This window comes from Fibrobacter sp. UWH5, from assembly GCF_900142505.1.
Classification (GTDB): Bacteria; Fibrobacterota; Fibrobacteria; order Fibrobacterales; family Fibrobacteraceae; genus Fibrobacter.
In genome coordinates, this window is record NZ_FRBB01000005.1 from 1 (window position 1) to 22,061 (window position 22,061).

The 22,061-nt window shown below is 46.8% G+C and carries 15 protein-coding genes and 1 tRNA gene; 12 read left to right on the forward strand and 4 right to left on the reverse strand.

The window, feature by feature from the left end; genetic code table 11:
* Positions 1–692: 692 nt before the first annotated feature.
* Positions 693–1,034: a type II toxin-antitoxin system RelB/DinJ family antitoxin gene (locus BUB38_RS05925; protein ID WP_073158483.1), complete on the reverse strand. Its 342-nt coding sequence runs from the start codon at positions 1,032–1,034 to the stop codon at positions 693–695.
* A 691-nt stretch (positions 1,035–1,725) separates the two neighbouring features.
* Between BUB38_RS05925 and BUB38_RS05930 the strand changes: the two genes are divergently transcribed.
* A complete protein-coding gene (locus BUB38_RS05930) occupies positions 1,726–8,781 on the forward strand; it encodes an RHS repeat-associated core domain-containing protein (RefSeq protein ID WP_073158486.1) in 7,056 nt (2,351 codons plus the stop codon).
* 182 nt (positions 8,782–8,963) lie between these two features.
* On the opposite strand, the gene BUB38_RS05935 is transcribed toward BUB38_RS05930, so the two are convergent.
* The gene (locus BUB38_RS05935) at positions 8,964–9,860 is read right to left on the reverse strand and encodes a LysR family transcriptional regulator (protein WP_073158489.1); all 897 of its coding nucleotides are present in this window, start codon (positions 9,858–9,860) and stop codon (positions 8,964–8,966) included.
* A gap of 283 nt (positions 9,861–10,143) precedes the next feature.
* Between BUB38_RS05935 and BUB38_RS05940 the strand changes: the two genes are divergently transcribed.
* The 8 genes from BUB38_RS05940 to BUB38_RS05975 all read left to right on the forward strand — a co-directional run bounded on the left by BUB38_RS05940 (position 10,144) and on the right by BUB38_RS05975 (position 18,064).
* Positions 10,144–12,225, forward strand: a complete 2,082-nt coding sequence (locus BUB38_RS05940; protein ID WP_073158492.1) for a fibrobacter succinogenes major paralogous domain-containing protein — start codon at positions 10,144–10,146, stop codon at positions 12,223–12,225.
* Between the two features lie 254 nt (positions 12,226–12,479).
* On the forward strand, positions 12,480–12,824 hold the full coding sequence (locus BUB38_RS05945) for a fibrobacter succinogenes major paralogous domain-containing protein (protein WP_073158495.1): 345 nt from the start codon (positions 12,480–12,482) through the stop codon (positions 12,822–12,824).
* A gap of 237 nt (positions 12,825–13,061) precedes the next feature.
* Positions 13,062–14,012 (forward strand): PD-(D/E)XK nuclease family transposase, encoded by a 951-nt coding sequence (locus BUB38_RS05950; RefSeq protein WP_083541973.1) that lies wholly within the window; start codon positions 13,062–13,064, stop codon positions 14,010–14,012.
* Between the two features lie 122 nt (positions 14,013–14,134).
* Positions 14,135–15,412 (forward strand): phosphoribosylamine--glycine ligase, encoded by a 1,278-nt coding sequence (gene purD, locus BUB38_RS05955; RefSeq protein ID WP_073158498.1) that lies wholly within the window; start codon positions 14,135–14,137, stop codon positions 15,410–15,412.
* Positions 15,406–15,876, forward strand: a complete 471-nt coding sequence (purE, locus tag BUB38_RS05960) for a 5-(carboxyamino)imidazole ribonucleotide mutase (RefSeq protein ID WP_073158501.1) — start codon at positions 15,406–15,408, stop codon at positions 15,874–15,876. The genes purD and purE overlap by 7 nt, the downstream gene beginning before the upstream one ends.
* Before the next feature lie 69 nt (positions 15,877–15,945).
* Positions 15,946–16,719 carry a DUF3108 domain-containing protein gene (locus tag BUB38_RS05965; protein WP_249269425.1) on the forward strand — a complete coding sequence of 258 codons (774 nt, stop codon included), beginning with the start codon at positions 15,946–15,948 and terminating at the stop codon, positions 16,717–16,719.
* Between the two features lie 135 nt (positions 16,720–16,854).
* Positions 16,855–17,874 (forward strand): autotransporter outer membrane beta-barrel domain-containing protein, encoded by a 1,020-nt coding sequence (locus tag BUB38_RS05970; RefSeq protein ID WP_073158504.1) that lies wholly within the window; start codon positions 16,855–16,857, stop codon positions 17,872–17,874.
* Positions 17,875–17,989: 115 nt separating this feature from the next.
* A tRNA-Arg gene (locus tag BUB38_RS05975) sits at positions 17,990–18,064 on the forward strand.
* Positions 18,065–18,316: 252 nt separating this feature from the next.
* Here the strand turns inward: BUB38_RS05975 and rimO are convergent.
* Entirely contained in the window at positions 18,317–19,633 is a 1,317-nt protein-coding gene (rimO, locus tag BUB38_RS05980) for a 30S ribosomal protein S12 methylthiotransferase RimO (RefSeq protein ID WP_073158507.1), read from the reverse strand.
* An 87-nt stretch (positions 19,634–19,720) separates the two neighbouring features.
* On the opposite strand from rimO, the gene BUB38_RS05985 reads away from it, so the two are divergent.
* Entirely contained in the window at positions 19,721–20,161 is a 441-nt protein-coding gene (locus BUB38_RS05985) for a hypothetical protein (RefSeq protein ID WP_073158509.1), read from the forward strand.
* A gap of 74 nt (positions 20,162–20,235) precedes the next feature.
* Here the strand turns inward: BUB38_RS05985 and BUB38_RS15780 are convergent, their stop codons facing one another.
* Positions 20,236–21,024: an SPOR domain-containing protein gene (locus tag BUB38_RS15780; protein ID WP_073158512.1), complete on the reverse strand. Its 789-nt coding sequence runs from the start codon at positions 21,022–21,024 to the stop codon at positions 20,236–20,238.
* Positions 21,025–21,221: 197 nt separating this feature from the next.
* Between BUB38_RS15780 and rpsU the strand changes: the two genes are divergently transcribed.
* Entirely contained in the window at positions 21,222–21,431 is a 210-nt protein-coding gene (gene rpsU, locus BUB38_RS05995; protein ID WP_014546541.1) for a 30S ribosomal protein S21, read from the forward strand.
* A gap of 159 nt (positions 21,432–21,590) precedes the next feature.
* Positions 21,591–22,061 (forward strand): GatB/YqeY domain-containing protein, encoded by a 471-nt coding sequence (locus BUB38_RS06000; protein ID WP_073158515.1) that lies wholly within the window; start codon positions 21,591–21,593, stop codon positions 22,059–22,061.

Sequence of the window (22,061 nt, forward strand, 5' to 3'; positions counted from 1 at the left end):
TGATACCGAGGGAAAGGTGTAAACCATATCAGTGAAACTGTCAACTCGGTCAGTAAAAACACCCCAAAAGTGTCAACCTTTTTTAGGGAAGGTCACTATGAAATAGATCATAAAGAATTTCGAACAATAAATAAGAACAAACTGTATCATCTGTATTAAAAAATGCACATTTTTGCTGTTTTTAGAGTGAAATCGCCTAAGTTAAAAGACGGTCAAAACCTGGCCTACAATAAAAAATCCAGGTAGTTGTCGAATTTTTGGATTATAATCCAAAAATTCTATAGAAAATTATGCATTACGTGGGGGTTATAGCAATAAAGTGTGCTAAAATGTAATTTTTCGGGCTTGATAATGTGCTAAAAGAGGTGAGTGTTTTTTTTCTCCGGGTTCAAAAAGAGCAATGGATTGAGAAAAAGAAGAAATCTACTTTTTTAGTATTTCCAAAAAATTTCGTGGAGTGACGACAATAGGTGCCGAAGGGAAATGCCTTATATTTCCTGTAACAAGATGTGTCTCGGTTGTCTTCCCGTGAGCTAAAGCAACGGAATAAAAGACGACATCCTTTGGGTCGGGTATGGTTTCTACGATTTCTACCAAATCCTTTTCAGCGACACCTAGAATTTCTATCTGATTCAATGTTGCTTCAAGCACATCTTTGGAAAATGAAATTTCTCTCGATTTAGTACAGCGTACTAAACACCGTTCCTTGCGGCGTCGATTTCGGCATTGATTTCATCAAGACTCATATCTGCAACACCGGCCTCTTGTGCTTCTGCAGAAAGAGCTTGCATAATTCGAAGCATCTGGCTGGCGGAACGCTTTGGAGTGACGTTGTATGATCCTCGTACATCGGCAGCCATCATAGGCGCCGTTTTGTGAGATGAAACCTCGAAGGGAATGCGCCCTTCGCGAACCACTGTGCGGGCGAATATGTTAATGGCAGTAGCCATAGACATACCGAATTCTTCGCAAAGAGAATCGAACTCCTGCTTCAGATCACTATCCATTCTAACGCTAAAGGCTACTTGCGACATATTTAGCTCCTATTTTGTGTTAAATATACAAAAATGTAACCAAAATGGTATCATAATGGTGAGGTTTTGACGAAATTTACGCTAGTCTCCTTAATCAAGGATTTGCGCCAAAGAACTGCGGCTTCTTCAAGTTTTCCCTGTGTTCAAAAAGAGCCCCTATAAGATGACAACAAACTTACAAGCAATACCCTGCCACATATTCTTCATAATAACCCTGTACTCCTAGATTATATAGGAAAATTACAAAAAGAGGGGAGATTTCAAGGAAAGGTGGGGTGAAAATGGGGCGAAAAGAGGAAATTTTCAAGACAAAAAGAAGAAAATTTCATCCATTAACACGGAAGACCGCCAACATTATGCAAATATTAAAAATTATTGTTGTCTGGGGAAAATCTCAAAAACGTTTGGATAGTGGTTAGGGGCTAGGGGAAAGTGTGGTGGCTGCATCGCTATTCTTTAACCTCAAAGCGAGCAACACAAACGACCTCATACCTATTATGGCTGTATTTTTACCGGACACTAAAAATTAAAAATATTTGTCATCATAATTTTATTTATGTTATTTCTTTCATTTCATGATGTCAAGTCAATTTATTTTTACATATAAAATAAAACTTTTCATATACATCCCCCAAAACCAATATTATCATTATTTCCATATCATTCTTAAACAACAAAGAAAGGAACCATCATGGCAAAAAAAGCAATGAAATCCAAGGATTTATTGGCAATTACAGCAAAAAAGAAGAAAGAAAGCGTAAAATCCGTAAAGAAAGAATTGAAAATCGCACAAGCCAAGGCAACAACCTCAAAAAAATTTGAAAAAGTCGCAACCGTCACGAAAACTATTTTGGAGGAAATTTACGAACGTCCATCCCTAAAACACGTCGCTTTTGAAGATATATCCCTAAAAACATCGAACAGCCGTTTTTTCAAATTCAACAACGGAACGGGTCTCGCCCTTTTTTCAAACACATCTAAAGAAACGGAAAACGCCCTCCCTCAGGAAACCGGTAGTTTGATTGAAGTCAAGCGCCCAAACTTCCGCATAAAATTCAACAAACTTGAAAAAGAAACTGATGTATTGGAACTTGCAGCAACCAATTCAAAAATAAAGCTTGAATTCAAGGACTTGACGCCAAACAAGAAAAGACCTGTTCACCGACCTCTCTCCATCAAGGACAGCAACACCATCTTTTGGAAAAATGTAGATGAAAAAACAAACATCACATTTGATGTCCATCCCAATCGTCTCGTCCAAAACATCATCGTCACCAAAAAGGCTAACAAATATGAATACGCCTATCTTCTGAATACCGAGAATCTCTCACTAGTCCAAGGGGAAAAGAGGGATGCCATCCAATTGACTGATGGTGGTGCAGACCTTTTCACCCTCGCCGCTCCCGTCCTTAAGGATTTTTCCGGGAAGAAAATTGCACCGCAGTACTTTGACGTAAAGGAAACAAATCCGCACCAAGTACAAGTTTCCTTCACCTTCAATGCCGAGGAAGTCAACGCAAACAGTCGTTTCCCGATTGAAATATCTCCGGAAATCATTTCCGAAAAAGCGCCGATAGTTAAATACCAGCAATTCAGCAGAACGAGCGAAACCGAAAAGTGGAAAGCAGGGTTGACGGCATCCACAGCAAAATTCTCCGACAGGAAGGCTCTTGAAAAAAACGTCGTCACTATAAGCAAAGATCTTGTTGATTCCCTTCAAGGGAAGAAAATATCAAAGGTAAGCATCAAACTGCAATCGGATTCGCGCGAGGCCATTTTGGCAGGAGATCGTCCCGTTAGAATACCAGAAGGTGGCGGTTTTTTGGATATCACGAAGGAATTCTTGAATGCAAATGGGAAAGACATTGAGATAGACTTAAAACCCTTCCCAGTCCAAGACCGTCCCTCTCTTGGATACATTGACGAACACCTTGAAATTCCGTTTTTGCCAGCCAATCCACCAGACATCAACCATATAGAAATCCCCGGGGCATTCACTCCACTTCCAGGCTCAATATCCATTCCAGACGAAACTGATTCTTCTGACATTGTCGTCGAATACTTCATTGACGATGAAATGATGCCCGCAAGCGAAAGCTACACCTTCGCCGGTGGCGTCGAAGGCTGCGTTACTCTAGATAGCGGCGACATGACGGCATCCTTCAGCGATATTTCATTTATAAAGACCTCCTTGCCGCTCAAAATATCACACACCTACAAATGGAGTAGCGAAAATTTTGACTGCGGCAGGAACTGGCGATTAAACCTGCACCAATCCCTCGTCAAAGGAAGTGTCGAAAACAACGGTTCCGATTACATCTACACCGACGGAAACGGATTCAAGCACGGCTTTATTGAAACATACTATTACTTCAATGCCGCCGGAGAAAAAGTCCCTGTAGAAAAGGAGAACGTTAATTTTGACATAGTCACAGAAACCATGTGGACCGATGTTTCCGGAAAGAAGTGCGAAGTTTTCAAGGAACAGAGCACATCCAGTGGTATGAAACTTACCACAAGACTTGACGGATTCAACGGAATCAAATATTACGAACAACGTCAAAAAGAAGAAAAACAGCTAGAAGAAACATTGGCGACGTACAAGCGGAATCTTCGAGAATTCGTCATCGTCCAATCGAATTCCGGTACAGAAATTCAAAGTCTCTCGGCACTCTTTAAAGACGAGAAGCTTTCTGCAGGGCAATTTGACAGTTTCATGAATTCTGCAGCCGGGTACCTGGTCATGCAAAAGCAAGAAGCGATGCAGTTGAGCTCTCTTTATACTCAAAAGAATTATTATAACACACAACTAAAAAACAACGAAATTCAGCGCCGCCTTTACGATAAGGATTCAACCACATCATCCAAGCACAACCTGATGATGCAAAACCGGTCATTGAATTTACAATACAATAGCCTTACGACGCAACTTGATGATTTGCTAAATGTTTGGAAAGAAGATAAAAACGCCGATTTATCTTATAATGAAAGCAAAGGTCCTAGCGAAAGCTATATCATGTACAAGAAAATGACGGACCTTTATTGGCAATTCAAAAATCTGAACAAGGAAAGCCCCAATACATTCAAGATGCCGTATGTATTCAGTAGATTTTTCCTATCCAAGGACAAAAAACAGGTATTCTACTATTACGGCGACAAATACAACAATGAGCGTAGCCCCTTTGACTTCAGCACCGCCGCAAAATTAGCCGACAATTGCCTGCTTGACAAAGACCTTGTCTATCTCAATTTTAAGACAACCCCCTCTTTTGACTACAAGCAAATTTCTTTATTAAGCGAACAAGTCAAAAATATTAACCAACAAGAAGAAGATCAAGCCACACAAAAATCACTTATTGACGACAAACCCATCCAGGAGCAGCTGGATCAGATCATCAAGCAAATTGATTATCTTGTTGAAAAGAACAGCATCCGAATCGCTGAGCTACAAAGGATTTACAAGGAATACTTCAATTATGAAGCAGACCTTGTCAAATTGAAGAAAACTATGGCCGTAGCCTGCCTATCGAGTGAAGGGCAATCCCTTTGCTTCAACGAATACGGTCAATTATGCGCTCTGACTGATTCCTACGACAACAGCATCAATATTGAATACGACATCAACAACAGAATTTCGTGTCTTAGCGACGGCAAAAATTCCATCAATTTCAATTACGACTTTTATGGATTGCTGACATCCATCGTTGATTACAACGGAAACAGGGTAGAATACACCTATTCCGGCAACGGTACAGGTTCAACACTGCAAAGCGTCAAATTGGCAAACGGAGACACAGTTACCTTCAACTATACAAACAACAAACTTACCGCAATTTCTTCTGACCACGACAAGACAAAGACAAAATTAGAATATGGGGCGGCAACTTCCGAAAATGCAAGTGCTCCATTGCAAACCATTACAAACTATTCTCTCGTCAGTCAAATAAAAGACGATGATGTCGTGACCACATCTGATTCCGTAGCCTTCAAAAACAATGTATTCGCAAAAGTACTCTTTGAATACGGGATTCACGAATGCACCATCACCAACGACAATAAAAAGAAGCGTTACTTTATGGATGACCACGGATGCGCCATTGGCGGCTATGGTCAAAAGGAAGACGGATCCTTCGGAGCTTATTCCTACGCCTATGCCGACCGAGAAAACAACGAAATGTTTTCCATCCATGAAATTGACGATTCCATCATCGTATCTCAAAACGAGGCTCAATTCACCATACAGGCAAGCACACTTCCCTCACACCAGAAGGAATTCATGTTCACCGCCCTTATTAGCGCGAAAAAGGGGTTCCAGGCAAGCACGAATCTTGTGCAAGAAAACAATACAGTTGCAATTGAGGGATCCCTATGGCAGAAACCTCATTTAGTCGGCCATCTAGAAAACCACTTCACTGGTGAATTCAAATACAACAATTTAACAGGGAATACCATTTTCACAAGGTCAAAAACAGATGTGTTTATAGGGCTTAAGGCGACTGTCACCTACAAAGACAAGTCAACATGTTCCTTCCAAACGCCAATCATTGATCGTCAAAGCGGCGTTCAACTTTGCGCCGTCCCTGTTTCCCTAGATATCAGCAAGGACGTTTCAAAAATAGAACTGGCCATGGTCAACCCATCCACTACAATTTACCAGTGCCAGGAATTCCGATTCGCACCCGCAGAAATTGAATACAAAAAATTTGACGCCTTTAAAAAATTAGTTTCTTCAGAAACAGGCAATGAATTTGTTTGCACCATTCCTAACGGGAACCATTATAGGAAAACAGAAACGACCTACAAATATAACGAGTTGCACCTGCCCATAGAAAAAAGAGCCGTTTGCACCGATAACATGACCAACGGAGCAAGCCCCACTAAAGTCACTCTTGTTTCCAAGTACGCATATGACGGCAAGGGGGCACAGATTCGTGAAGAATCCTATATTGAAGGCAATCAAGCAACGCAAGGAAGCATGGTCGATGAAAACCTCTACGACGACAAGGGGCGTATCTTAAAGAACCAAGTGTACAATTCCCTAGAATCATCTAGCAGAAAGTTCGTAGAAAAAGGTTACCACGAAAAAGACAGTTCCGTTGAATACGAAATGGACGCACTTGGAGAAGTCAAAGTCACCTATGAATACGACCCAACAACAAACGAGGTTCTTTCGACAACCGCACCGAACGGCAGCAAGTTCACTTATTCCAGAGATTGCAATTCTCATGCAGTCACCGGAATTTCTCAAAGTACCGAAGAGGGCGAATCCAACTTTGTTGAAACCCATTACAACTGCGGGCTTGTAACAAAACTTACCAGCGGTACACATTCCATTACATACGAATACAACGCCAAACGAGAAAAAACCGCTGTTTTCTTTGACGGATTAAAGAAAGCTGACTATAAATATGACAAAACTTCAAAGCCGTTGAAAGCTCAAAAAATCAGAGACGTCAACTTTGAAGAAGTTTATACAGAAACAACTACAACAACACTTTGGGACAGTCAAAACAAAAAATCAACAACAGAGGCATTTACCGATTCCAAGAAAAATCTCATTCAAATAGCTCTTGACGGGAACATCCTCTTTAGGAATAGTTATTCCAAGACAAACGACCTTATTTGTAGTGCAGATTTCATCACAGGGACAATCACTTCCGCAGATTACGACAGCAACAACAACCGGTTAAATTCCATTGCGAAATCAAAAGCCGAGAAAGAGGAATTTGGTTATCTAAAATCCGTCCAGGAAACATACAAATACGACGACAATGGGAAAATGACTGAACACGCCGCACTTGTAAACGGAAAGGAAATTCAAAAGTATAAATTCGAATACAACACGAACGTCGCAAAAACGTTAAAAGCTATCAAGCTTCCTAACGGCCTCACTTACATACCACAAAAAGACCTTTTAGGCCGCGACATTGGAAAAACGCTACTCAATGCCAATGGCGAAAAAATCCTTGGCGAATACATCAGCTTCCGTAAAGTAGGGAACCACACATCAGACATGGTCTCTTCCGTCCGTTATGGCGAAATACATAATGGCACATTCGGTATCTCCGAAGGTATCCGTTACAAATATGACTCTTGCGGCAACATCACCGAAAAATGGGTAAACGGCAAGTTCGCCGCAGCATACGCCTACGACCACCTGAATAGAATAATCCGCGAAGACAACGCCACATTCAAGAAAACCTGGCTATTCTCCTACGACAATGGTGGCAACCGCACCTCAAAAATTGAGTTGCCTCTAACCCGCAAAAATACAGGGGAACTCATTGATTACACAGAAGCAAATGTGGAAAATTATTCGTATGATGGCGATAAGTTAATATCGTGCAACGACAACGCATTCGCTTACGATGGCTTCGGGGATCCGACCTTATTCAAGAACAAAAAACTCGTTTGGAAAGAAGGCAAACTGAAGCAATTCGGCAGTCTCACATACGATTACGATGGTTACGGCAAACGCATCCGGAAAGGTTCAACCTATTTCACATACGATACAAACAAGGACTTGCTCCAAATGGAAACAAAAGAAAAGGTCCTTGAATTCATCTATGACGACAAGGGCCTATCGGGATTAAAATACCAGGGGCTTCAATACGTATTGCGTCAAAACCCACAGGGCGACATAACACATATTTTTACCCTAAACGGGAAATTGGAAGCACGCTATGAATACGACGCGTGGGGCAACCATAAAATCCTTGACGAAGACGGCAACGAAATAACCGACCAGGACCATATAGGGAATGTCAACCCGTTCCGCTACCGCGGATACTTCTACGATATAGAAACAAATCTATACTATTTGATAAATCGCTACTACGATCCTGAAACGGGAAGATTTATCTCCCAAGACCAAATAAGTTATCTACAACCCGAAGTTATCAACGGTTTGAACTTGTTCGCTTATTGCGGGAACAATCCGGTCATGCGCATTGACGACGACGGACGTAGCTGGAAAAGTTTTTGGAATGGGGTCAAGAAATTCTTCAAAGGAGTCGGAAACTTTTTCAAAAAAGTCGGACTATACATTGCCGGACGCATTATTGCCGGTATAGGATTCTTGATCGTGGCGATAGCTGCCGTATTGTCTCTAGGTTGCACTCTCGGGCAATTGGCAGGCATCAATCTATTCTCAACCATTGGCAACTTATGTACAGGCGTTTTGTATCAAATCGGGATGACAATAGGAATGTATGGAGGCTTCATGATGGCATCAGCATTCTCGGACGACATCTTCAGCGACATGGAATCCATCAATTGGAACCCATTCAACACCGATGAAGAAAAGGCACTGGATTCTACGAAAGTATCCTTCTTCAAAGGCATACCCATCATCCGAAGCGATGCCGGACGATCCGGAAATGTCGGATTTATTCTGCTCAAGCATATGGACGCCAAGAACCCAGACGGTTCTACTTGGATAGATGGCCACGGTATGACGCGCAACGACGTTTTAAGGCATGAATTCGGGCATCACTTCCAATTGGCAATTCTCGGGCCGATAAATTACTTTATATCCGTCGGCATTCCTTCGGCAGGAAAATGGGGAAGCGGCAATTACTACGACAACCCTTGGGAAAACATGGCGAATGAAAAAGGCGGTGCTCAGTCTTATGACATAAACAACCTAAACAACCTCATTCCCATCAACCATAACGGCAACTCCAAACACCTGCTAATGGCAACATTCCTAGGTCCGTATTCGCTTATCTACAGCGCCATACTTTAATCTAGGACTAAGAATAGCGCGTATTCTCTCTTCATCACGTAGAGGGAGTCTTAGACACCCTCTACGTGAATTCAGTTCCGTTTTTGCATATTCAAAAGGGCCTTCAATTCACTAATATGTAAAGAAGTTTTTTAGAGACAAACATTCTTAATCGCTTAAATTATGAGCAACGAATAAAATAACTATCTCTTGTGCAACCGTCCACGTTTCGAGGCTTCCTTTTTCAGAACGTTTGTCAGGAACGCGAAGAACTTTTCGGCGCGGGAGTTGTCCTGCTTGTTGCGTCTCAGCGTAACAATGATGTCGCGCTTGAATTCGGCGTCGGTAATGTCGAGGAGGCGGACCTTGCGGTGATCCATCTTGCCCCACGAGAATTCCGGCCAGAATCCTACGCCGATGCCTCCGGCGACAGCGTCCTTCACCACGTTTGAGTTATCGCTCACGAAGGTGACGTTCAAGTCGAAACCGACGCGCTTGCAAAATTCCTTGCAGATATATCCTAGTGCCTTCGTGCCATAAAGTCCGATGAAGTTCGTGTTCTTGAAATCCGCAAGCGACGCACTCGTCATCTTTTTATACTGGGCGCTATTCGGCACGGCGAGGTAAATCTTTTCGGGGCACACAAAGACTTCTTCGTCGGGAGCGGGCGTGGCATCGTAATTTTCACAGGTGCGCACCGAAACATCGTAAAGGGTGGTTTCCAAACTCTGGATTAGGTTGATTTGCAAATCCGGATCGATCTGCTTGTACTGAATCACTGCATCGGTCACGAACGCAGATGCGGCGAGGACATTCAGGTTGAGGGTCTTGTTTTCTTTGTTCGCCATGGCGCGGAGCCGCTTGGGCAGGGCCTCGATATCTTCGTAGAGCGGCTTGAGTGCCTTGTAGAAGAAGCTTCCGCATTCGGTAAGCTTGATGTTCCTGCCTTGCGTCTTGAAGAGCGGAACGCCTAGTTCATCTTCCAGCTTGTGAATGGCCTGCGTAAGGGCCGGCTGCACAATGCACAGGTTACGGGCACTCTTGGTGACGTGCTCGTTCTTCGCGACTTCCAGAAAATACTTCAGATGGGTCAGTTCCATGTCCGCCTCTATTGATAGGTTTTTCTTATCAATCCAATATAAACTATAATAGCAGAGCGAGGGGACGAAATAACGCTGGATAAAATTTTCTTTTTCTTTGACCATCTGCGCTGGATGAAAAATCATGGAATCATAGATATGGACAACAATATTCTTCTTTATTGGGAAAATCGAATTTTCAAAAACGAAACTGTAAAGTCCTATTGGGAATCACAGAATAATTTGTTAGGGGAAAATTTGCCCTATAAGAATTTGAAAGTTCTTGTTAATGGGAGAATGTAATATGAGAAAACTTGCTTATGCATTTCTTTCACTGCATTTGATTGCACTTATGGGCTGCGACGAAGACCTGTGCATGAAGGTTCACCATACAAGTGAAGCCGAAGGTGGCTGTAACTTTGTGTTTGATGATGGCTCCGTGGTTAAAATTAAAGGTGCTAGTTGTACAGATTCCTATGTCGTCAATGACAGTACTAAATGGGGCGTGAAAAGAAGTTCCTACCAGACCATTGAGCAATGCAAGGATTCAGTTATTGCCTATAAGCAATCCTTAAGGAACCTTAAGAACATAAAGGTTCCTAGCGAGGTGAAGACTGTAACTATTGGTAAACAGGTTTGGATGGCGGAAAACCTTAATGTGGAAACTGCTGAAGGTTCTTGGTGCTATGACAATAAACCTGAAAACTGTGAAAAGTATGGCCGTCTTTACACCTGGGCGGCAGCGATGCGCCTTGCTGCGGGTTGCAATGAGTATAGCTGTGAACAGGCATATCCCCATCAGGGCCTTTGTCCAAGTGGTTTTCATATTCCTACAGAGGAAGAATGGAAAACCTTGATTGCAACAGTCGGTGGGGGAGATGTTGCTGGAAAGAAACTGAAGTCTCGTTCGGGGTGGAGGGAAAGAGGTAACGGTTCCGATGCCGACGGCTTCTCCGCGCTCCCAGCAGGCTACAGATACTACGATGGCTATTTCAGCAATGCCGGCTACTACGCCTACTTCTGGTCTGCCTCTCAGGACGTGAACGGTAGCTACAGCGCCTACGGCATGTACTTGTACTACATCCTCGAGCTTGCCAGCATGTTCAACTACAATAAGCGCAGCGGTTACTCAGTGCGTTGTCTCCAGAACTCCAACGAGGAACGCGAAGCGTCACTCGTCCGCCCTAGCGAAGCCGGAGCGGCCAACAAACAAAATCAAGGGAGCGTGAAGGATTCCCGCGATGGCAAGACCTACAAGACTGTAAAAATTGGCAATCAGACCTGGATGGCTGAGAACCTGAATTACAAGACCAGTGGTAGCGTGTGCTACGATTACAAGGACGCTAATTGTAAAAAGTATGGTCGCTTGTACACCTGGGGTGGTGCTCAGAACGCTTGCCCAGCAGGTTGGCATTTGCCGACAGAGGAAGAATGGGGAACTCTGCTGAAAAATGTCGGCGGCAAAGAAACTGCTGACAGGGCCCTGAAGTCCCGCCACGGGTGGAATGACGATGGCGACGGTTTTGACAATTACGGCTTCTCCGCGCTCCCTGCAGGCTACAGACGCTACTATGGCAATTTCGACACTGCCGGCAGCAGCGCCTACTTCTGGTCTGCTAGCGAGTACGCTAGCTACTACGCCTATTACATGTACTTGATCTACCACTACGAGGATGCCGACGTGAGCTACTACAGTAAGTACCGCGGTTACTCCGTTCGTTGTCTCCAGAACTCCAACGAGGAACGCGATGCGTCACTCGTCCGCCCTAGCGAAGCCGGGGCGGCCAACAAACAAAATCAAGGGAGCGTGAAGGATTCACGCGATGGCAAGACCTACAAGACTGTAGAGATTGGTGACCTGGTGTGGATGGCTGAGAACCTTAATGTTAAAACCGATGAGGGCTCTTGGTGCTATGACAATAAACCTGAAAACTGTGAAAAGTATGGTCGTCTTTACACCTGGGCGGCAGCGATGCGCCTTGCTGCGGGTTGCAATGAGTATAGCTGTGAACAAGCATATCCCCATCAGGGCCTTTGTCCAAGTGGTTTTCATATTCCTACAGAGGAAGAATGGAAAACCTTGATTGCAACAGTCGGTGGGGGAGATGTTGCTGGAAAGAAACTGAAGTCTCGTTCGGGGTGGAGGGAAAGAGGTAACGGTTCCGATGCCTACGGCTTCTCCGCGCTCCCTGCAGGCCTCAGAGACTACCGTGGCTATTTCGGCAATGCCGGCTACAACGCCGTCTTCTGGTCTGCCTCTCAGGGCGAGGACGATAGCTACGACGCCTACAACATGAGCTTGCGCTACGGCGGCGAGAATGCCTACATGCGCAGCAACTATAAGTACGACGGTTACTCAGTGCGTTGTCTCCAGAAATCCAACTAGAGGCGCATAGCACCACTAGCAAGCCCCCTGCGCAGCGGGGGCTTCAACAAAGTTCTTCCCTAAGGCGCAGCCAAAGGGAAGAACAGAATTTTAAATTAACATGGAATATGAAGAAAATGAAAATTGACGATACAGACTATAATGTTGTAAAAATCGGCAACCAATACTGGTTAGCCGAAAACTACAAAAAGTCAATGAATGATTAGCTTCTGACATGGGACGAGGCTGTAGAAGTCGCTGAAAAGCATGATTACTTGCGCCTCCCCACGGATGCTGACTGGCAAGAATTAAAAAATTGGGTAAAGGGTAAGTTTCCTACGCAATCTGAAAGAGATGTTCTTTGTGATAATAAGTTTTTTTGTGCTACACTTGTTGGCTATAAATTCTCCTTTCAGGATAAAGTGATGGACGCTGGCAAATATGCTTTTTTCTGGAGTGCCGATGATTATGGACTTAAGAAACAAACACATTGCTGGTGCCTTGATGATGAGGAAGACGTACTTTATCAAGCAACCTTTCCAAAAACTGTGAAAATCGCCACTCGATATTTGGTAGACTCCACAAAAATCAATGATTCCAAAGAAAATAAAAATGTCTGAATTAGAAATGTCTTTGCTGAAATTTCTTCCCATACAATTTTAACGAATCTTGGAAGCTCACATATAAGATAAGTCTCGTGTTAACAGTTGTTTGCAAAATGCGTCAGTGGAAACCTGGTCCCTTGTTTTTCTCGTAGCCTCTTTCTAAATTCCATCACGTAACATAGTTTGTTAGATCGCTTTACTGCCTAGGGCTTGCGCCCGGACGCAGCGGCGGTCTTTTTTTATGGAGTGAAAATGAATCGCAAGGAATTTATCGCCATGGCGAAGGATATCAAAAAGAATCCCGACCGTCTGGCCCATTATCGCAAGATCTTCAAGAATGTCTATCCGTTCAGTGATGGAATGATCAAGATTTTATTGGCGAACGAAGCCAAACCGCTGCGAACCGTAATGTTCCTCAACGCAATGCTTGGCTTGGAGGGTGACAAGGCCATTTCGAAGTTTTCCCTAGGCGTGCAAGAAAACCCTGGCGTACTGAACGAGAAGACTGCAATCTTTGACATCTATGGTACTACCCAGGCGGGGGAACCTGTACTCATTGAAGTTCAGCAAAACTATAACCAGTTGTTTGTTGATCGTCTCATCTACTACACATCCCGTGTAATCAGTAGAACCGTGAAGAAATCCAAGTCCTACGACCTGCCGCACATCTACATTCTGAGTATCCTAACCGAGGACCAGTTCGTCCTGGACCGAGACCATTACTACCACACTTTGGAATTGGTTCGCAATAAAAAGTTTTACTATGACAAATTGGATATCAATCTGGTAGAATTGGAAAAGTTCTTTGCCATCGAAGACCGCACTCCGCTAGAACTGCGTGAACAGAGTCGCCGAGCCGACATGCTTCGTCTCTTCCGCGAAATTCTGGAGGATAAGGAAATCACGGAGGAAAAAGCTGAAGGTCTCCTTGACAGGGAGTTTGCAAATGATGTATCTTTTTCCTCGTACACTAATGATGTTTTTCTTCTGGAGGCCGACGGCATGACTGATCTCGCATACGAAAAAGAAGGCTCGTACCTGCAGGGTAAAGCTGATGGCGAAGATATTGGCCGCAAGGAAGAACGCCAAAAGGCTTTGTCTGAGAAGTTGCAGGCTGCTCGCGAGATGCTTCGCGACAATATTCCTTTGGAAAAGGTCATTAAGTACCAGAATCTCACCGAGGAACAGGTAAAAGCATTGTAGCCTTTGCGAGTCCCCTTCCACATTTCCTGACAGCTTTTTTTCTACTTTATATCCGAAAATTAGTTAGTGTCGTATTCATCCACTAACCACTAAACACTAACCACTAACCACCAAGGTCTAGTATGAACATTCTCGTAGTCGGTAGCGGCGGCCGTGAACACGCCATTGCCCTCGCTGTAAAGAAGTCTCCCATGTGCGACTCCCTCATTTGCGCACCGGGCAATCCTGGCATGGCAAACCTGGGCAAGTGCATCCCCGTAGATGTGGCTGACCCCAAGGCTATTGCCGACCTCGCTGTTGCCAACAACATTGACCTGGCCATCATTGGACCGGAAATTCCGCTGGTCGCTGGCGTGGTTGACGAATTCCGCGCCCGCGGTCTTCGCGCTTTCGGCCCCACTGCAGGCGCTGCAGCTCTTGAAGGCTCCAAGGCTTTCTCCAAGGACATCATGAAGAAGTACAATGTCCCCACCGCAGCATTCGAAACTTTCACTGACCTGGCTTCCGCAAAGAAGTTCCTGGCAGAACATCCCGCTCCCATCGTGGTGAAGGCTTCCGGCCTTGCTGCTGGTAAGGGCGCCATCGTCTGCATGACCGACAAGGAAGCTGACGACGCTGTTGAAGAAATGCTTGGCGAAAAGGCCGTGTTCGGCGAATCCGGCAAGACTGTCGTGATCGAAGAATTCATGGACGGCGAAGAAGCCTCCATCTTCGTGGTCTGCGATGGCAAGGACTACGTGATCCTCTCTTCCGCTCAGGACCATAAGCGCGTCTTCGACGACGACAAGGGCCCGAACACTGGTGGAATGGGTGCATATTCTCCGGCTCCGGTCGTTACCGACGCCCTGCTGGACGAAGTGAAGAAGACTATTGTCGAACCCACCCTCAAGGGTATGGCTGCCGAAGGCAAGCCTTACACTGGCGTGCTCTATGTGGGTATCATGGTGACCTCCAAGGGCCCCAAGGTTGTGGAATACAACTGCCGTCTGGGTGACCCGGAATGCCAGATTGTTCTGCCGCTTTACGATGGCGACGTGCTGGCTCTCTTTGACGCTGCCGAAAAGGGCGAACTGGCCAAGCTTGGCGCTCCCAAGGCTCCCAAGGGTTCCGCTGCAATCGTGGTTCTCGCAAGCGCTGGCTATCCTGGTTCCTACGAAAAGGGCAAGGTGGTTACCGGTATCGAAGAAGCCGAAAAGAACGGCGCACAGGTTCTCCACGCCGGTACCAAGATGGCCGACGGCAAGCTGGTCACCAACGGTGGTCGCGTGTTCGGCGTCGTAGGTCACGGTGCAACTCTTCGCGAAGCTCTGGACGTTGCATACGCCGCTTGCGAAAAGGTTGAATTCGAAGGTAAGTTCTATCGTAAGGACATTGGTAAGAAGGGTTTGGCAAGATGCTAGTAGAAAACGCTAAGGTTGGTATCGTCGCTGGTAGCAAGAGCGACCAGGAAGTTGTAGACAAGATCACCGCTGTGCTGGACAGCTTCGGCATCAAGTGGGAATTCAACATTTACTCTGCACACCGCACTCCCAACGCTACTGCAAAGTACGCCAAGGAAGCTGAAGGCCGTGGCCTCCAGGTCATCATCGGTGTTGCCGGTCTCGCCGCAGCTCTTCCGGGCGTGTTGGCCGCTCACACCATCCTTCCGGTGATCGGTCTGCCCTGCGCTGGCGGTCCCCTGAACGGTGTGGACGCTCTCCATTCCATCGTCCAGATGCCCGGTGGCATTCCTGTTGCAACTGTTGGTATCGGTAACGGCAAGAACGCCGGCTACCTGGCTGCCCACATCGTCGCTCTCACTGACCCTGCAGTCAAGGCAAAGCTTGTGGAATACCGCAAGGGTCTGGGCGACATCGAAGGCTAGTAGGTAGTAGGAAGTAGACGGTAGGAAGTGGTTAGGATCGTGGAAAAAATCAAGTGCAAATTTGGCTTTGTGTCTAAGTTGTTTTTTGCATTTGCGTTTCTAGGCCTGCTTTCTACTTCATCCTTTGCCGGTGAGCCGAACCTTCCCGAGGTCAAGGCTCCCTGGATGAAGGGTGAACGTCTGACTTTTAGTCTGGGCTGGGGTATCATTACTGCAGGCAAGGCCGTGCTGGAGGTCAAACCTTCCAAGGACGGCAAGACTGAATTCTACACCTTGGCTCATGACGAGGGGTCCCTCAAGAAAATCTATCCGGTGTCTGACACCATCTACACCCGCGTTCGTAACAAGGGTCTCATGACGGAAGTTTTCCGCAAGACCTTGAACGAGGGTAGCTACCATAACAAGTCCGTAATTCGGTTCGACCGCAAGGGCGAAAAAGCATGGCTTTCCGACACGGTCTTTACCGACGGAAAGGTTCGCAAGGTCAAGCGCTCCGCCGATACCGTCGTGGCCATCCAGGGTATCGAGCACAGCATCATGTCTGCCTTTTACCTGGTCCGAACTCTGCCGTTGACGGTAGGGGATACTTCTCGCTTTTCGGCAGTGAGCGGCAAGAAACGCTACGAACTGAAGGTCCTTGTCCATGGACGCGAAACCCTAAAGACCAAAATTGGCACGGTAAACACTATAAAAGTGGAACCCGTGCTGGATGGAGACGGCATTTTTGTGTCGAAGGGCCGCATTTTTATATGGCTGACCGATGATGAACGTCGTATTCCGGTCCTTATGGAGTGCGAAATTGCCCTCGGTTCCATAAAAGCTAAGTTGTTAAAAGTGGAATAGCGGGACCTTGGGTCGCACAAACCCGCTGTTTTTATAAAAATCGTCATTTTTAATCAACTTTTACATAAAGGCTTTTGCATTTGGCGGATTTAATAAGTTATATTCCAAAGGCGATTATATAATCAGAGGCTTTTGATGTTTAAAAAACTTTTGTTGACTACCTGTTTGACTCTCGGTTTGTCCGCTTTTGCGTCTGTATCTTGGGCTCAGGATGATGATGACGACGATTACGTCTCCGCTCCGTCTGTTGCTTCTGACGATGACGAAGACGATGATGGCTTTGTCTCTGCTCCGCCGAAGGCATCTAAGGGCAAGGCTGCCCGTGCTGCTGCCATGGACGACGATGACGAAGAAGGGGAAGATGAAGAATTTGCCAGCGGCGATCTGACTGTCGCTCAGCGCAAGGAACAGCTGGAACGCAAAAAGTTCGAAGAAGAACAGCGTCAGGATGAATACGCAAACTCCGAACGTCGTCGTGACTGGCTCCGTAACCGTCTCATTCTGCAGATGGGTATGGGTTCTCGCTATGCCTTCATGGGTGAAACCGGTATGGGTATGAGCTTCGGTATCGGTGCGGAATACGTCCTGCCGTTCCATCTGGCCGTATTCGGTTCTTTCGGTTTCCTGCCTAAGGGTACCGACACCGACTTCGAAGAATTTGAATTGGAAGGTGGCTCTGGTTGGAAGGCCGGTATTAACTACTACCTCTTCCCGAAGAATCCTCTCCATCTGGGTATTTCTGCTTCTTATGGTACTGTTTACTTCGACCATGACATCAAACCGGATAATAACGTTCGAGCCTTGATTTCTGTGGAAGGTTACCAGTTTGACGTTCTTATTGCCTATATGACCAATGAATGGTACTACCTGCAGTTCTCTATCGGTATGTACTATGCTCCCAAGCTGGCAAAGAAGCCTGCCCAGTGGGATGAATCCACCGACAACCCCAGCTGGGGCAAGCGTGAAGTGCTTGGCATGTGGCAGAATGGTCAGTGGGATTCCAAGGTGGTTAACCAGGACGGTATGAACAAGACTGGTATTGTCTTCGGTATCGCCATCGGTTATGCCCTGCCGGAACTCTTCCCGGATGACACCGAAAAGCGTCGTCGTGAACGTGAAAAGGCTCGTGCCCGTTCTAGCGCTGCTGGTCGATAACAGCTAACTTTTGGAACAAGTTTTAAAGAATGCCGCCCCAATCAAGATGGGCGGTTTTCTTTTTTACTATATTGCGAATCGCCTTGAAGAACGTTCAACGGTTCTAGAGGCTTTCGCTTTCGTAGCTCAGTTGGATTAGAGTGTCTCCCTCCGAAGGAGAAGGTCACGCGTTCGAGTCGCGTCGAGAGCATAAAAACGCCAAAGACCCATTGGGTCTTTGGTGTTTTATTTTACTAGGCGACGAGAACTAGTTCGACTCCTGCATAAGGCGAGTGCAGCGAACGAACTTGTTCGTTCATTGCCGAGCCGCGCAGGAGCTATCAAAACGAAGTTTTGATGAATCGCGTCGAGAGCATAAAACGCAAAAGACCCCCAGCGGGGGCCTTTTTTTATGTTCTTTTTATTGTTTGCGCTTGGGGTCGGCGGACCACCCCAAAATAATCTAGTCTAGCAACTTTACGATCAGTTCGTGGGGTTCCGCATCGACAACCAATGCCTGGCGGAACGTTCCAACTTCACCGTCGCCTTCCAGCACCTTCACGATGTCGTCGGTGTCCAGGGAGTTGCCTTCGGTGCGGCCGTAGAAGTGGTATTCGCTTTCTTCGGCTTCTTCGTCCAGGATGACGGTCACGGTCTTGCCGATCATTTCTTCGGCGCGCTGTGCTGCCAGTTCTTCCTGGAAGTCGGTGATGGCGTCCAGGCGGGCGCGGGCGTCGCTTTCGTCTACGGGGGCGAGCTTCTTCATGGTCATGACCGGAGTGCCTTCTTCGGGGCTGAACACGAATCCGCCCAAGTGCTCGAACTTGATTTCCTGGAGCAGGTCCATCAGGTCTTCGAAGTCTTCGTGGGTTTCGCCGGGGAAGCCTACCAGCACGGTGGTACGGAGGGTGACGTCGGGGAGCTTGGTGCGGATCTTGCGGAGGATGTCACGGAGTTCCTGACGGGTGTACTTGCGCAGCATGTTCTTCAGAACGGGGTCGCTGCTATGCTGGATAGGCATGTCGATGTACTTGACCAGGCGGGGTTCCTTGGCCATCAGGTCCAGCAGTTCATCGTCGATGAAGGCGGGGTACCAGTACAGCATACGGATCCAGGGAATGTTCGTCTCGGCGAGCAGCGCCTTCAGCAGGTCCGTGAGGGTTTCACCTTCCTTCTTCTTTTCGCGACCGAAGAAGGTAGTGTCCTGGGCGATGAGGGTGATTTCCTTGATGCCCTGGGCTTCCAGTTCCTTGGCTTCCTTCACCAGGTCGGCGATGGAGGTGGATTTTTGCAGGCCGCGGATATTGGGAATGGCGCAGTAGGCGCAGCGGCGGTTGCAGCCTTCCGCAATCTTCAGGTAGGCGTGGTGGGGGAGTCCGCCCAGATTCAGGCGGGGAAGCTTGGCAGGATTGCAGCCTGCCGGCTGGTCGATGCCCATCTTTGCCAGAAGTTCGCCGGGCTGATAGGTGCCTGCCCAGAAATCGACTTCGGGGATTTCCTTTTCCAGCTCTTCGCCGTAGCGCTTGCTGAGACATCCCGTCACGATCAGCTTTTGCTTCGCTTTCTTGCCCTTTACCTGGGCGAGGATGGCGTTGATGGATTCTTCCTTGGCGGCTTCGATAAATCCGCAGGTGTTTACCAGGATGTAATCGGCCTTGGAGGCTGTTTCCGTGGTTTCAAAACCGACGTTCAGCATTTCTCCAACGAGGCGTTCTGCGTCCACCTGATTTTTGGAACAACCGAGATGAACGACGAAAATCTTAGGCTTTCTTGTAGGCATGGACCAAATATAGATTTCGGTGGAATAGCTTTCAATGATTGGCAGAAAAAGAGTATATTTGAGCTTCCTTTCTTAAAAGGAGGAATTATGAACTTGAGTAAATTCGCATTTGTCGTGGCCGCTGGTGCCATGTTCTCTTTAACTGCCTGTGGTGATAGCAGCTCTAATGCCCAGGGTGCTCAATGTAGTGTTTCCAGGTCTGGAAACTCTGTGACTTTGAGCGAATACGTAATGGGTATTTCCTATACGTCCACTGCAACTGTGGTTAGCGACTCCAAGGTGACCTTCCATTCTGTTTATGGTTACTCGACTCAGGCAGATGCCGATGTGGCTTGTGCTGATCAGAAGGAAGAAGCTGCTTCATGGAGAGATGGCAGCTACCAGGTCGAATGCTCCGGCTTGCAGATAACTGTTGATGAATACAGCGAGTATTTATACGGCGCTGCAGAGGGCTTGGACGAAGTCGAAGAAAATTTTAACGACATATGCCAAAGTTTCAACGATTTCGTTAGCCGCGGCGAAATGTAGTTCGTTTTTTGAAGCAATTAAAAAAAGCCCCGTTCCTCTGGAACGGAGCTTTTTTTTGTAATCTCTTTTTTGGATTAGTCCCAGTCGTCGAAACCGTCTGCGGCCGGTGCTTCGGGAGCGGGAGCAGGCTCGGGTGCCGGTGCGGGCTCGGGTGCCGGAGCCGGTGCAGGGGCAGGTGCGGGAGCCGGAGTAGGAGCAGGAGCCGGTGCGGGCTTGGGTGCCGGAGCCGGAGTTTCTTCCTCTTCTTCTTCGTCGTCTTCTTCCATATCACTGGAGTAATCGCCTGCGGGATTGCCGACTTCGTCGTTCTTACGTTTGTCGACCCACCATGCAAAATTCAATGCCTTCAGGACTTGCTTACCGTATTCCTGGGCGTCGTTGCTGGTTTCAAAGAAACCGACGCGGATGCGGTAGTATGTGCCTTCCAGCTCGCCCGGATTTTCGACTTCGGCGATGTAGGCCTTAATATTCTGTTCTGCCAGTTTCTTTACGATACCGTCAGCGGCCTTCTTGGAAGACTGGATGCTGACCTGAATTACGAAGTCGCCCTTGCTGCCGGGCTGGTTGCTGCCTTCGGGGGCGGCAACTGCTGCGGGAGCATCATCCTTGTTGTCGTTGGAAAGGGACTGGATGGGAACCAGGACCGGTTCGTCTGCGCTCTTAGCTTCTTCGACGGGGGCGGGCTTGGGAGCCGGGGCAGGAGCTGCTGCTTTGGGAGCGGGTGCTGCCTGGGCGGCGGGCTTGGCGGGTTCCATCTGGGGAACGAGGTCTTCCTCTTCGTTGCAGGCAACGAACATCGAACATGCCGCGGCAAGAGAAATTATCGTTGCGATTTTCGCAGAAAAAACGGAAAGGGATTTCATCAAAATCTCCGAATTTTATTGAATATATCAAAAAAATAAGCTATATGATTTTCGGTTAAAATATACATAAGTCTTTGATATTCCGCAAGTTATAAAAAAATAAAAAGGGTCTTTTTTTATTACCCTTGACGGAACTATTGGGAATAAATATATTTGGCTATCCAATTTTGAATTTTAAACTTAACCAAAGGATTATCGTGATCGGCGTTATTGTTAAGTCCAACGAACCTTTCGAACGCGCTCTCAAGCGTTTCACCAAGTCTTGCGAAAAGAACGGCATCATTTCCGATGTCAAGAAGCGTCAGCGCTTCGAAAAGCCTTCTGAAGAAAAGAAGCGCATCGAAACTGCTGCTCGTCGCAAGCGCCTGAAGGAAATCGCTGACCAGAACCGCAAGCGTCTCTACTAGTCTGGTCGCCCTGTCTAGGGTACAGTCCAGATAGTGTCACGCCGGAGAATGTCTAGCTTACGCGTAGCCGGGCATTCCTAAAAAGCGAAACTTTCTACTTTGTGAGTCGCTAACCTGTGGTTGGTGGCTCATTAGGTGTTTATAGTCAAAGGGAAAAATATGGCAAGTGAATTGTTGACTCGCATTCTTGATGATATCAAGGCCTCTATGAAGGCTCATGATTCCGAAACTCTCAGCGTTCTTCGCACTCTTCATTCTGATATCAAGAATGAAGCCATGAAGGCCGGCGCTACTCCCGCCCAGATTACCGAAAGCATTACCGACGAAATGTGCGTCGATGCCCTGGCAAAGAGCGTGAAGCAGAAGCAGGAAGCCATTGAAATCCTCAAGAAGGGTGGCTTCATGGATAAGATTCCCGCTGAAGAAGCTGTCATCGCCATCTACAAGAAGTATATGCCTGCCGAACTTTCCGAAGAAGAAGTGAAGGCTCTCATCGCCGAAATCAAGGCTGCAACTGGCGCTTCCTCTCCCAAGGATATGGGCAAGATCATGAAGGAACTTCAGCCCAAGGTGAAGGGCCGTTTCGATGGCAAGCGCGTTAGCGCCCTGGTCCAGGAAGCCCTGAAGTAA

Coding starts and splice junctions, on each gene's coding strand:
- BUB38_RS05925 (WP_073158483.1), bottom strand. CDS start 1,034: ATGTCGCAAGTAGCCTTTAGCGTTAGAATGGATAGTGATCTGAAGCAG.
- BUB38_RS05930 (WP_073158486.1), top strand. CDS start 1,726: ATGGCAAAAAAAGCAATGAAATCCAAGGATTTATTGGCAATTACAGCA.
- BUB38_RS05935 (WP_073158489.1), bottom strand. CDS start 9,860: ATGGAACTGACCCATCTGAAGTATTTTCTGGAAGTCGCGAAGAACGAG.
- BUB38_RS05940 (WP_073158492.1), top strand. CDS start 10,144: ATGAGAAAACTTGCTTATGCATTTCTTTCACTGCATTTGATTGCACTT.
- BUB38_RS05950 (WP_083541973.1), top strand. CDS start 13,062: ATGAATCGCAAGGAATTTATCGCCATGGCGAAGGATATCAAAAAGAAT.
- purD (WP_073158498.1), top strand. CDS start 14,135: ATGAACATTCTCGTAGTCGGTAGCGGCGGCCGTGAACACGCCATTGCC.
- purE (WP_073158501.1), top strand. CDS start 15,406: ATGCTAGTAGAAAACGCTAAGGTTGGTATCGTCGCTGGTAGCAAGAGC.
- BUB38_RS05970 (WP_073158504.1), top strand. CDS start 16,855: ATGTTTAAAAAACTTTTGTTGACTACCTGTTTGACTCTCGGTTTGTCC.
- rimO (WP_073158507.1), bottom strand. CDS start 19,633: ATGCCTACAAGAAAGCCTAAGATTTTCGTCGTTCATCTCGGTTGTTCC.
- BUB38_RS05985 (WP_073158509.1), top strand. CDS start 19,721: ATGAACTTGAGTAAATTCGCATTTGTCGTGGCCGCTGGTGCCATGTTC.
- BUB38_RS15780 (WP_073158512.1), bottom strand. CDS start 21,024: ATGAAATCCCTTTCCGTTTTTTCTGCGAAAATCGCAACGATAATTTCT.
- BUB38_RS06000 (WP_073158515.1), top strand. CDS start 21,591: ATGGCAAGTGAATTGTTGACTCGCATTCTTGATGATATCAAGGCCTCT.